The following is a 12,512-nucleotide window of genomic DNA, read 5'->3' on the forward strand; positions in this document are numbered from 1 at the left end:
GCCGGAAGTTGTTCCGGGGCCCGCGCACCCGCACCTTGCCGCCCTCGCCCAACTGCTCGTGCACATGGGCCGATCCGCCCCGCCCGGGCACCCGGTCGCGCAGGCCAAGTTTGGTCAGCACATGCCCGACGTGCGTCTTGACCGTGGTCTCGCTGACGAACAGGTCGGCGGCGATCTCCGCGTTGGACAGCCCGCGCGCCACCAGCTTCAGCACCTCGACCTCCCGGTCGGTGAGGGTGTGCAGCACGTCCGGCACCGGCTCGTCCCCCGACGGCAGATGCGTGGCGTACTTGTCGAGCAGCCGGCGCGTGATGCTCGGCGCGAGCATGGCCTCGCCCGCGGCGACGACCCGGATGGCCTGCACCAGTTCGTTGGCGGGCGCGTCCTTGAGCAGGAACCCGCTGGCACCGGCGCGCAGCGCCTCCACCACGTACTCATCGAGGTCGAAGGTGGTCAGCACCAGCACCTTCGCCGGGCCGTCCCGCCCGGGCCCGGTGATCTGCCGGGTCGCCTCCACACCGTCCATCCGCGGCATGCGGATGTCCATCAGAACCACATCGGGCTGTAGCGCACGCACCTGGTCGAGTGCCTGCAGTCCGTCACCGGCCTCCCCGACGACCGCGAGGTCCTGCTCGGCCTCCAGGATCATCCGGAAGCCGGTACGGAGCAGCGGCTGGTCGTCGACCAGTAGGACGCGGATGGCCACGTAAGTCTCCTTCGCTAGTCCGGCCCCATTCTGCCCTGCGCGGGCCCGCCGGACTCAGCCGCCCTCACCGGCGACGGGCTGCACCGGAAGCTCTGCCGCGCGCACGGGCAGCGGATACGGCGGGGGAGTGCCCCCGAACTCCGGGCAGTGCGCCTGGTGGTCGCACCAGCCGCACAACTTCGTGGGGCGCGGCCGCCAGTCGCCCGTCTCGGTGGCGAGCCGGATCGCCTCCCACAACGCCAGCAGCTTGCGCTCCACCCGCTCCAGGTCGGCGAGGACCGGGTCGTACGTCAGCACCTGGCCGCTGCCGAGGTAGACCAGCTGGAGCCGTCGGGGGACCACGTTCTTCAGCCGCCACACCACCAGGGCGTAGAACTTCATCTGGAACAGGGCGCCCTCGGAGTACTCCGGCCTGGGTGCCTTCCCCGTCTTGTAGTCGACGATCCGGACCTCGCCCGTGGGCGCGACGTCGACCCGGTCGATGATGCCGCGCAGCCGCAGCCCGGACTCCAGCTCGGCCTCGACGAACAGCTCCCGCTCGGCCGGCTCCAGACGGCTGGGGTCCTCCAGCGTGAACCAGCGCTCGACGAGCTGCTCCGCCTCGCCCAGCCAACGCGCCAGCCGCTCGCCCTCGGGGTCGTCGGCGAACAGCTCCACGACCTCCGGTCGCGTCTCCCGCAGCCGGTCCCACTGGCCAGGGATCAGCGACTTCGCCCGGGGCGCCGTGCGCTCGGCCGCCGGAGCGTCGAAGAGCCGCTCCAGGACCGCGTGCACCAGGGTGCCCCGGGTCGCGGCCTCGCTCGGCTTCTCCGGCAGCCGGTCGATCACCCGGAAGCGGTAGAGCAGCGGGCACTGCATGAAGTCACTCGCACGCGAGGGGGACAGCGAGGCGGGCGGTATGGCGGCGGACCCGGTCACGAGGGCACTCACGGCGGCGGTCTCGGCCGCCGCCTCCGCCACCGGCTGGGCCTCGGCCTCCGTCTGTGCCTCTGCCGCCGTCTCCACTGCCGTCTCCGCGGGCCCGGCCGGGACCGGCGGATCCACCGCCGCGGCCGGGCTGCTGTCGGGCTGCGCAGCGCCCTCGGTGCTCGTCTCCATGCCCCAGACCTTACGGCCCGCCACTGACAGTGACCCGGCCGTGGTGCGTGGGGGAAGCCGGGAGAGGAGGTCGACGTACGGGAAACACAGGGGTGCCGGGGCGAAACGCACCACGACGGACGCATACCATCGACTCGAGACCCTCCCGTCCGGCAGGCGCGGGAGACGCTTCGATCGAGGGGACACCGGTGGACGAGAGCGGCGGGCGCGGGCGGCCGCGGTCCGGCAACGACGAGTCGGCCGAGCGCCACGCGGGGCGTCCGGGCCGGGCCACCGACCCGATCCCCACCGACGAACAGCCCACGATCCAGCACCGCCTGACCCCCGAGCAGCCCACGCCGGCGCCGGATCAGCCCGCTGTGGCGCCGACGCCGACCTCTGCGGAGCCGATGCCGACCACTCCGTCCCCGGAGCAGCCCACCGCGGCGCCGATGCCGACCACTGCGGCCCCGGAGCAGCCCACTGTGGCGTCGGACCAGCCCACTGCGGCCCCGGAGCAGCCCACCGCGGCGCCGATGCCGACCACTCCGTCCCCGGAGCAGCCCACTGTGGCGTCGGACCAGCCCACTGCGGAGCCGAAGCCGACCACTCCGGCGCCGGAGCAGACCCCTGCGGCGCCGTATCAGCCCTCTGCGGCGCCGAAGCCGACCGATCCGGCGACGCCCGTCGGCGTCTCTCCGGCCGACACACCGGCGACGCGGCCGACCGCGTCGGACGGCCCCGAGGACGACTCGGCAGCGGACCAGGCACCCACCGCCGACCCGTCGCCGGACCCGCGGTCTCCGGGCGCCACTGCCCCCACCCCTGCCGAACGCGACGCAAGCCGTCCACACACGGGCGACACCCACCCCGACCGCGCCCACGCCTACGGCCCGCACACGACTCCGGCCGACGTCGGCGCCGACGCATCGCCCGCGGCACAGTCCCGCGCCGAGGACGATCGAGGCGGTTCGCCGGAGGGCGACACCCACCCCGACCGCGCCCACGCCAGCGGTCCGCACCCGGCAGCTTCCGGCGGTCGGCCGGAGGCGGATCACCTGCACAAGGACCCGGCCCCGGCACCGGGCTCCGGCGATCCGGACGCTCGGCAGCCCTCGGGCCCGGCCCCCGATCCCGGCCACTCGCACCACCACCGCGACCGCCCCCTCGCGCACTCAGCCGACGGCAAGGGCCCCGCCCCACAGCGGCCGGAACCCCGGGGTGGGCTGCTCATGGGGCGGCCCTTCGGAGTGCCCGTGTACGTCGCGCCGAGCTGGTTCCTCGTCGCCGCGCTGATCACCTGGGTGTTCGGCGGCCAGCTGGAGCGCGTGCTGCCCGAGCTCGGCGCCGCCCGCTACCTGGTCTCCCTCTTCTTCGCGGTCGCCTTCTACGCCTCCGTGCTCGTCCACGAACTGGCCCACACGGTCGCCGCCCTCCGCTTCAAACTCCCGGTCCGCCGCATCCAGCTCCAGTTCTTCGGCGGCGTCTCCGAGATCGAGAAGGAGGCCGAGACCCCCGGCCGTGAGTTCGTGCTGGCCTTCGTCGGGCCCCTGCTCTCCCTGGTCCTCGCCGGCGTCTTCTACGCCGCCCTGCTGGCCGTGGAACCCGGCACCGTCCCGGGTGTTCTGCTCGCCGGCCTGATGATCTCCAACCTCATCGTGGCCGCGTTCAACCTCCTGCCCGGCCTGCCCCTCGACGGCGGCCGTATGCTCCGGGCCGTGGTCTGGAAGATCACCGGCAAGCCGATGACGGGCACCATCGCCGCCGCCTGGGTCGGCCGCGCCCTCGCCGTCTCCGTCCTCATCGGGCTGCCGCTGCTGACCCAGTCCGGCGCCCTCGGCACCGACGCCGTCGACAACGTCGGCATGGACACCGTCCTCGACGCCCTGCTCGCCGCCATCCTCGCCGCGATCATCTGGACCGGCGCCGGCAACAGCCTGCGCATGGCCCGCCTGCGCGAGCACCTCCCCGAACTGCGCGCCCGGGCCCTCACCCGCCGCGCGGTCCCCGTCGAGACCGACACCCCGCTCTCGGAGGCCCTGCGCCGCGCCAACGCAGCCGGGGCCCGAGCCCTGGTCGTCGTCGACGCCGACGGCCAGCCCCTCTCCCTCGTCCGCGAGGCCGCCATCGTCGGCGTGCCCGAACACCGCCGCCCCTGGGTCGCCGTCAGCGGCCTCGCCCAGGACCTCACCGACGGCATGCGCGTCTCGGCGGAACTGTCGGGCGAGGAACTCCTGGACGCGCTCCGGGCGACCCCGGCGACCGAGTACCTGGTCGTGGAGGAGACGGGCGAGATCTACGGCGTGCTGTCGGCGGCCGACGTGGAACGGGCCTTCGTGAAGGCGATGGCGAGGCCCAGCTGAGTGGTCGGAGCCCCCTCCCGGGACCGGTAGGCTGGTCACATGTCCGAACCGACCGGTGCCGCCCGCAGGCGCGGGCCCTTCAAGGTCGGGGACCAGGTTCAGCTGACCGACCCCAAGGGCCGCCACTACACGTTCACGCTCGAGGCCGGGAAGAACTTCCACACCCACAAGGGTTCCTTCCCCCACGACGAACTGATCGGCGCTCCCGAGGGCAGCGTTGTCCGCACCACGGGGAACGTCGCCTACCTCGCGCTGCGCCCCCTGCTCCCCGACTACGTCCTGTCCATGCCCCGCGGCGCCGCCGTGGTCTACCCCAAGGACGCGGGGCAGATCCTCGCCTTCGCCGACATCTTCCCCGGCGCGCGCGTCGTGGAGGCGGGCGTCGGCTCCGGCTCGCTCAGCAGCTTCCTGCTGCGGGCCATCGGCGACCAGGGCATGCTGCACAGCTACGAGCGCCGCGCCGACTTCGCCGAGATCGCCCAGGCGAACGTGGAGCGCTACTTCGGCGGCCCGCACCCCGCCTGGCAGCTCACCGTCGGCGACCTCCAGGACAACCTGTCCGACGCCGACGTCGACCGCGTCATCCTCGACATGCTCGCCCCCTGGGAGTGCCTGGAGGCCGTCTCCAAGGCGCTCGTCCCCGGCGGGATCCTGTGCTGCTACGTGGCGACCACCACCCAGCTCGCCCGCACCGTCGAGTCCATCCGCGAGATCGGCTGCTTCAACGAGCCGAGCGCCTGGGAGTCGATGATCCGCAACTGGCACATCGAGGGCCTGGCCGTCCGCCCGGACCACCGCATGATCGGTCACACCGGCTTCCTGCTCACCGCCCGCCGCCTCGCCGACGGCGTCGAGCCGCCCATGCGCCGCCGCCGCCCCGCCAAGGGCGCCTACGGCGAGGACTACGCGGGCCCCAACGCCGACGGCGGCTCCGGCCGCTGAGTCAGCCCCTCACCGCATCCAACGCACCGGCGCCGTGCCGGAGTTCCCGGACCCGTACCGGAACTCCGCCACGGCGCCCTTGCGTTGCCGCCCCGGGTGAACCCCGCCGGAACGCCGTTGACCTGCCGCGCAGGCCGCAGCGGGCAGGTCCCGCCCCACCACGGGCCCTGCCCGCACCGGCCCGCTGACACAGCGGCAGGAACCGTAACCCTTCTGACTTCCCCGGCACGGGACGTGCACACCCCGCCGTTCCCTCACGGTGTGACGTGTGGCACCATGCTGGCCACCCCACCGGCACAGCCTCAGGAGACCCTCCTAGTGCAGTCTTCCGCCGTCCCGGAGCTCGCCCACACCCACACCCGCCCCATCCACTGGCTCGCCACCGCGACGGCCGTCGCCGGCGTCGTGGCCTTCTCCTCGATCCTGCAGCCCGGCGCGGCGACGGCGGCCCCGCCGGCCGCCCCCGAGACCAAGACCGCTCCGGCGCACCTGACTCCGCCCGACCCGGCCGCGGTGGCCTTCCCGATCGAGTGCGGCCCGGTGAAGGCCGTGGTGAAGAAACGGGCTTCCGGGGACCTCGACGGCGACGGCCGGCCCGAGACGGTGGCCGTGGTCCACTGCGACTCCCCGATGGGCACCCCGCCGGACGGCGTGTACGTCCTGACGCGCGACGCCGACGGTGGCAAACCACGTGTCGTGGCCACCCTGCTCGACCCCGAGGACGGCACCACCGTCACCGACTTCGCCGTGCGCGACGGCGCCGTGACGGCCACGCTCCTCGGCTACTCGTCGGCCGACGTGCCGCGTTGCTGCCCCGACGTGAAGAGCGACGCGAAATGGCGTTGGCAGGGCGGCTCGTTCGTCCGCTCGACGCCGGCCGGAGCCCGCAGCGTGTGAGACATGCGCGACAGCGCGTGTGAGATATCAGACAGGAGTGACGGAACGTGGAGAAGCAGTCACTCCGCGTCCGGACCGTAGACCTCGGCGCTGTCCGAAACCCGACGTACGTGGATGCACTCGCCCGGACACTCCTTCGCGGAGTCGATCACGTCCGTGAGAAGCGGCAGCGGAACGGGCGTTGTCGCTCCCTTGTCCTGGAGCAACTCGTCGTCGGCGCTCTTCACATAGGCCAGACCGTCGATGTCCAGCTCGAACACCTCGGGCGCGTACTGGGCGCAGATGCCGTCGCCGGTACACAGGTCCTGGTCGATCCAGACCTCCAGCTCCTCGCCTTCCGCCCCGGCCACCTGCTGCACGCTCATCTCTCCTGCCGTTTCTCCGCCGAGCCGGGTCGGGAATCCGGCCAGCTCCGGCGGGTGTTGAACAGTTCGACCCTACCTTCGCCTGGGTTCCAATCATGTTCGCTGGGTATTCCCCTGGCGTGAGGGAGAGCGCAAGGGTGAAGATCGGACACACCCCGACCGTCTTTGTGATCTAGGGGTTTCAATCGACACCCGCCCAGGTAGGGTCTGGAAGCGTCCAGCTCCCCTTGGAGGAGGTGAGGACCGTGGCAGCCCACGACGACGACATGAACCGCGGCATCCGCCCGGGACGCGGGTCCGACGACCCGGCCGGGCAGATTGCCTACCTTGAGCAGGAGATCGCCGTCCTGCGACGCAAGCTCGCCGACTCTCCGCGACACACGAGGATTCTCGAAGAGCGGATCGTCGAGCTGCAGACCAATCTGGCCGGCGTGTCCGCGCAGAACGAGCGACTCGCCAACACGCTCCGTGAGGCCCGTGACCAGATCGTGGCCCTCAAGGAGGAGGTCGACCGGCTCGCGCAGCCGCCGGCCGGCTTCGGTGTCTTCCTGACGGCGAACGAGGACGGCACCGCCGACATCTTCACCGGCGGCCGCAAGCTCAGGGTGAACGTCAGCCCCAGCGTCGAGCTCGACGAGCTCCGGCGCGGCCAGGAACTGATGCTCAACGAGGCGCTCAACGTGGTCGAGGCCATGGAGTTCGAGCGCGTCGGTGACATCGTCACCCTCAAGGAGATCCTCGAGGACGGCGAGCGGGCCCTGGTGCTCGGGCACACCGACGAGGAGCGGGTGGTGCGGCTCGCCGAGCCGCTGCTGGACGTCACCATCCGCCCCGGCGACGCCCTGCTCCTGGAGCCCCGCTCCGGCTACGTCTACGAGGTCGTCCCCAAGAGCGAGGTCGAGGAACTCGTCCTCGAGGAAGTCCCCGACATCGGCTACGAGCAGATCGGCGGTCTTGGTGGCCAGATCGAGGCCATCCGCGACGCGGTCGAGCTGCCGTACCTCTACCCGGACCTGTTCAAGGAACACGAGCTGCGCCCGCCCAAGGGCGTCCTGCTCTACGGGCCTCCCGGATGCGGTAAGACGCTCATCGCCAAGGCCGTCGCCAACTCGCTGGCCAAGAAGGTCGCCGAGGTCACCGGCCAGGCCGCCGGCAAGAGCTTCTTCCTCAACATCAAGGGCCCCGAGCTCCTGAACAAATACGTCGGCGAGACCGAGCGGCAGATCCGCCTGGTCTTCCAGCGTGCTCGTGAGAAGGCCAGCGAGGGCACCCCCGTCATCGTCTTCTTCGACGAGATGGAGTCCCTGTTCCGCACCCGTGGCTCCGGCGTCAGCTCGGACGTGGAGAACACCATCGTCCCGCAGCTGCTCGCCGAGATCGACGGTGTCGAGGGCCTGCAGAACGTGGTCGTGATCGGTGCCTCCAACCGTGAGGACATGATCGACCCCGCCATCCTGCGGCCCGGCCGTCTGGACGTGAAGATCAAGATCGAGCGTCCCGACGCCGAGGCGGCGAAGGACATCTTCGGCAAGTACCTCACCGAGCGCCTCCCGCTGCACTCCGACGACCTCGGGGAGCACGGCGGCAGCAAGGCCACCACCGTCCAGAGCATGATCCAGACGGCGGTGGAACACATGTACACCGAATCCGAGGAGAACCGCTTCCTGGAGGTCACCTACGCCAACGGTGACAAGGAAGTCCTCTACTTCAAGGACTTCAACTCCGGCGCCATGATCGAGAACATCGTGGGCCGTGCCAAGAAGATGGCGATCAAGGACTTCCTCGAGAAGAACCAGAAGGGCCTCCGCGTCTCCCACCTCCTCCAGGCCTGCGTGGACGAGTTCAAGGAGAACGAGGACCTGCCGAACACCACCAACCCGGACGACTGGGCCCGGATCTCCGGAAAGAAGGGCGAGCGGATCGTGTACATCCGTACGCTCATCACCGGAAAGCAGGGCGCGGACACCGGACGCTCCATCGACACGGTGGCGAATACCGGTCAGTACCTGTAAAAGGCAGGGCGGCTGCGGGTGCCCTCGGCGGGTACCCGCAGCCGACTGTTTTTCGGGCCACGGCTGGAGCAACGCAATGACGCAAATGATCTCCCCACCAGCGCAAAGGCGTTCTAGGCTCTTGCGTACCGCCGAGTCGCGCAGTGCGGGGACGGGCACCGCACACGCAACCGAGCGCCAGCGGTATCTGAGTGGCGCCCACGACCGAGGGTGCCGCCGGGCAAGGAGGGCCGCATGACCGTACGGCGAGTAATGGGCATCGAGACGGAGTACGGGATCTCCGTCCCCGGCCACCCCAACGCCAATGCCATGCTCACCTCGTCCCAGATCGTGAACGCCTACGCGGCGGCGATGCACCGGGCCCGCCGGGCTCGCTGGGACTTCGAGGAGGAGAACCCGCTGCGGGACGCGCGAGGCTTCGACCTCGCCCGCGAGGCCGCCGACTCCAGCCAGCTCACCGACGAGGACATCGGCCTGGCCAACGTGATCCTCACCAACGGTGCACGGCTCTACGTCGACCACGCACACCCCGAGTACAGCTCCCCGGAGGTGACCAACCCCCGGGACGCCGTCCTCTGGGACAAGGCCGGCGAGCGGATCATGGCGGAGGCGGCGGAACGGGCCGCGCAGCTGCCCGGTGCCCAGCCGATCCACCTGTACAAGAACAACACCGACAACAAGGGCGCGTCCTACGGCACGCACGAGAACTACCTGATGAAGCGGGAAACCCCCTTCTCGGACATCGTGCGCCACCTGACGCCGTTCTTCGTCTCCCGTCAGGTCTTCGCCGGAGCGGGCCGCGTCGGCATCGGCCAGGACGGGCACGAGCACGGCTTCCAGCTCAGCCAGCGAGCCGACTACTTCGAGGTCGAGGTCGGCCTCGAGACGACGCTCAAGCGCCCGATCATCAACACCCGCGACGAGCCGCACGCGGACGCCGAGAAGTACCGGCGCCTGCACGTGATCATCGGCGACGCGAACCTGTCGGAGATCTCGACCTACCTCAAGCTGGGCACGACCTCGCTGGTGCTGTCGATGATCGAGGACGGTTTCATCGCCGTCGACCTGGCCGTCGACCAGCCCGTCCGCACGCTCCACCAGGTCTCGCACGACCCGTCACTGAAGCGCCTGGTCACGCTCCGCAGCGGCCGTACGCTCACGGCGGTCCAGTTGCAGATGGAGTACTACGAGCTGGCGCGCAAGTACGTGGAGGAGCGGTTCGGGGCCGACGCCGACGACCAGACCAAGGACGTCCTGTCGCGCTGGGAGGACACCCTCACCCGTCTGGAGCACGACCCGATGAGTCTGGCCGGAGAGCTGGACTGGGTCGCCAAGCGGGAGCTGATGGAGGGCTACCGGCGCCGGGACAACCTCGACTGGGACGCGGCGCGGCTGCACCTGGTCGACCTGCAGTACGCCGACGTACGGCCCGAGAAGGGCCTGTACAACCGTCTGGTGGCCCGCGGGCGCATGAAGCGGCTGTTGACCGACGCGGACGTGGAGCGGGCCCGTACGGTGCCGCCTGAGGACACCCGGGCCTACTTCCGCGGTCGCTGCCTGGAGCAGTACGCGGACGACGTCGCGGCGGCCTCCTGGGACTCGGTGATCTTCGACCTGCCGGGCCGGGACTCGCTGCAGCGCGTCCCAACCCTGGAACCGCTTCGCGGAACGCGTAATCACGTCAAGGAGCTCCTGGACCGCTGCCGCACCGCGGAAGACCTGGTCAGGGTCCTGTCCGGCGGGTGAACGCGTTGAGCGGGTACTCGTCGGGAACCGGCCGGACAGGGTGGAAAAGCCCTGGTCCGGGAATCATCGAGGTGGTCCCCGTACGTTGGAGCAACTGCGGGGCCATTGTCAGACCCGGCGAGTAGGGTCTGATCTTGACCGAGCAACTGTGTCGGGCGAACCGAGCGGGGTGAGGGATATGGCGACCAAGGACACCGGCGGCGGACAGCAGAAGGCCACCCGGTCCACCGAGGAGGTCGAGGAGCAGGCGGCGGAGACGCAGGCTTCCGAGGACCTCAAGGAGCGTCAGGAGAAGCTGAGCGACGACGTGGACTCGGTTCTGGACGAGATCGACGACGTACTCGAGGAGAACGCAGAGGACTTCGTGCGGTCCTTCGTTCAAAAGGGTGGCCAGTAAGGCCCCTGAACCTTCGTTTCGAAGGTAAACGGAGTGCGTGAGCGAGGGACCGGCCGAAGCGCGGAGCGCTGCGCGCGGGGCACACCGTAGGACGTGATGCCCCGGAGTGCGGCGCTCCGGGCGTCGGTGGGTCCCGGAGCCCGTCGGTCGCCCGTGTGCGCGGCCGGCAAGTGCGGCGTCGCTCCGGCGGAGTTGGTCCCGCCGGGCATGTGGATCACCGCCGAAGGACGGGTAGGGTCCGAGGCATACCGAGCCCCCGGTGGCAACCGGACCGGGGTTGTTCCAAGGATCGGCCCGACGTCACAGGGCGGGCTGTCGCATACGTGGAAGGAATCGCGTGGAAGCCAACACTCGTAGCACCGGGCGTCTACCAGCTGCCTTCCTGACGCCAGGGTCTTCCTCCTTCATGGACTTCCTGTCCGAACACCAGCCGGAGATCCTGCCCGGCAACCGGCAGCTGCCTCCCACCCAGGGCGTGATCGAGGCACCGCACGGCACGACGATCGTCGCCGTGACGTTCCCCGGCGGTGTGGTCCTCGCCGGTGACCGGCGGGCCACCATGGGCAACGTCATCGCGCAGCGGGACATCGAGAAGGTCTTCCCGGCCGACGAGTACTCGGCGGTGGGCATCGCCGGCACGGCGGGCCTGGCCGTGGAGATGGTGAAGCTGTTCCAGCTGGAGCTGGAGCACTTCGAGAAGGTCGAGGGCGCGCAGCTGTCCCTGGAGGGCAAGGCGAACCGCCTGTCGACGATGATCCGCTCCAACCTCGGCATGGCCATGCAGGGCCTGGCCGTGGTGCCGCTGTTCGCCGGGTACGACGTGGACCGCGGCAAGGGCCGCATCTTCTCCTACGACGTCACCGGCGGCCGCTCCGAGGAGCACAACTACGCGGCCACCGGTTCCGGGTCGATCTTCGCGCGCGGTGCGATGAAGAAGCTCTTCCGGGACGACCTCAGCGAGGCCGAGGCCACCACGCTCGTGGTCCAGGCGCTCTACGACGCGGCAGACGACGACTCGGCGACCGGCGGTCCCGATGTCGCCCGCCGGATCTATCCCATCGTCACCGTGATCACCGACGACGGCTTCCGCCGGCTCACCGAGAGCGAGGCGTCCGAGATCGCGCGCTCGGTCCTGGAGCGGCGGCTGGAGCAGCCCGACGGGCCGCGGGCCGCGCTGCTGTAGCGGCGATCGTCTTCGTGAAGGTGGTCCAGTGAACCGACGGAATCTTCAAGAGAGGGACGGATAACCGGTGTCGACGCCGTTCTATGTCTCACCCCAGCAGGCCATGGCCGACCGGGCGGAATACGCCCGCAAGGGCATCGCCCGTGGTCGCAGCCTCGTCGTGCTGCAGTTCGCCGACGGCATCGTGTTCGTCGGCGAGAACCCGTCCCGTGCGCTGCACAAGTTCAGCGAGATCTACGACCGGATCGGCTTCGCGGCCGCCGGCAAGTACAACGAGTACGAGAACCTGCGGATTGGCGGCGTGCGCTACGCCGACCTGCGGGGTTACACCTACGACCGGGACGACGTGACGGCCCGGGGCCTGGCGAACGTGTACGCGCAGACGCTGGGCACGATCTTTTCCAGCGCCGCCGAGAAGCCCTACGAGGTGGAGCTGGTCGTCGCCGAGGTCGGGGAGACGCCCGAGGGCGACCAGATCTACCGGCTGCCGCACGACGGCTCCATCGTGGACGAGCACGGCTCGGTCGCGGTGGGCGGCAACGCCGAGCAGATCAGCAGCTATCTGGACCAGCGCCACCAGGAGGGCATGACCCTCGCGGAAGCGCTGAAGCTGGCGGTGCAGGCGCTGTCCCGCGACACCAACGGCAGCGAGCGGGAGATCCCCGCGGAGCGGCTGGAGGTCGCGGTGCTGGACCGCACGCGCCCGCAGAAGCGCAAGTTCAGGCGGATCAGCGGGCGGCAGCTGTCGCGGCTGCTGGGCGCGGACGCAGACGCCGCGCAGGAGGCGGCGTCGGAGGACGACGCCGAGTAGTTCTGACGTGTGT

Annotated in this window: 10 protein-coding genes and 1 pseudogene; 8 read left to right on the plus strand and 3 right to left on the minus strand. The window is 70.4% G+C overall.

Annotated features, from left to right (window positions below; translation table 11 throughout):
- Positions 1–706: response regulator (locus ABT116_RS16435; RefSeq protein ID WP_351633399.1), on the minus strand; the 706-nt coding region annotated here is incomplete at its 3' end.
- 14 nt (positions 707–720) lie between these two features.
- Positions 721–1,804: pseudogene (locus ABT116_RS16440) on the minus strand (RecB family exonuclease).
- A gap of 515 nt (positions 1,805–2,319) precedes the next feature.
- On the opposite strand from ABT116_RS16440, the gene ABT116_RS16445 reads away from it, so the two are divergent.
- The 3 genes from ABT116_RS16445 (at position 2,320) to ABT116_RS16455 (ending at position 5,985) form a co-directional block, all read left to right on the plus strand.
- Entirely contained in the window at positions 2,320–4,146 is a 1,827-nt protein-coding gene (locus ABT116_RS16445; RefSeq protein WP_502983877.1) for a site-2 protease family protein, read from the plus strand.
- Positions 4,147–4,185: 39 nt separating this feature from the next.
- Positions 4,186–5,088 (plus strand): tRNA (adenine-N1)-methyltransferase, encoded by a 903-nt coding sequence (locus ABT116_RS16450; RefSeq protein WP_033311897.1) that lies wholly within the window; start codon positions 4,186–4,188, stop codon positions 5,086–5,088.
- Positions 5,089–5,406: 318 nt separating this feature from the next.
- Positions 5,407–5,985 carry a hypothetical protein gene (locus ABT116_RS16455; RefSeq protein ID WP_351633407.1) on the plus strand — a complete coding sequence of 193 codons (579 nt, stop codon included), beginning with the start codon at positions 5,407–5,409 and terminating at the stop codon, positions 5,983–5,985.
- Positions 5,986–6,044: 59 nt separating this feature from the next.
- Here the strand turns inward: ABT116_RS16455 and ABT116_RS16460 are convergent, their stop codons facing one another.
- Positions 6,045–6,350, minus strand: a complete 306-nt coding sequence (locus ABT116_RS16460) for a ferredoxin (RefSeq protein WP_351633409.1) — start codon at positions 6,348–6,350, stop codon at positions 6,045–6,047.
- Positions 6,351–6,595: 245 nt separating this feature from the next.
- Here ABT116_RS16460 and arc point away from each other — a divergent pair, with 245 nt between their 5' ends.
- The 5 genes from arc to prcA all read left to right on the plus strand — a co-directional run bounded on the left by arc (position 6,596) and on the right by prcA (position 12,499).
- Complete coding sequence (arc, locus tag ABT116_RS16465) at positions 6,596–8,362, plus strand: proteasome ATPase (protein ID WP_351633412.1); 1,767 nt, start codon at positions 6,596–6,598, stop codon at positions 8,360–8,362.
- A 234-nt stretch (positions 8,363–8,596) separates the two neighbouring features.
- Positions 8,597–10,108 carry a depupylase/deamidase Dop gene (gene dop, locus ABT116_RS16470; RefSeq protein ID WP_344517937.1) on the plus strand — a complete coding sequence of 504 codons (1,512 nt, stop codon included), beginning with the start codon at positions 8,597–8,599 and terminating at the stop codon, positions 10,106–10,108.
- A gap of 178 nt (positions 10,109–10,286) precedes the next feature.
- Positions 10,287–10,505: a ubiquitin-like protein Pup gene (locus ABT116_RS16475; RefSeq protein ID WP_019757212.1), complete on the plus strand. Its 219-nt coding sequence runs from the start codon at positions 10,287–10,289 to the stop codon at positions 10,503–10,505.
- Positions 10,506–10,842: 337 nt separating this feature from the next.
- A complete protein-coding gene (gene prcB, locus ABT116_RS16480) occupies positions 10,843–11,688 on the plus strand; it encodes a proteasome subunit beta (protein WP_351633416.1) in 846 nt (281 codons plus the stop codon).
- A 67-nt stretch (positions 11,689–11,755) separates the two neighbouring features.
- Positions 11,756–12,499, plus strand: coding sequence for a proteasome subunit alpha (gene prcA / locus ABT116_RS16485; protein ID WP_351633419.1), 744 nt, complete (start codon positions 11,756–11,758; stop codon positions 12,497–12,499).
- The last annotated feature ends 13 nt before the right edge of the window (positions 12,500–12,512 follow it).

The sequence above is a fragment of the Streptomyces sp. NPDC002130 genome, from assembly GCF_040296465.1.
Taxonomy (GTDB): domain Bacteria; phylum Actinomycetota; class Actinomycetes; order Streptomycetales; family Streptomycetaceae; genus Streptomyces.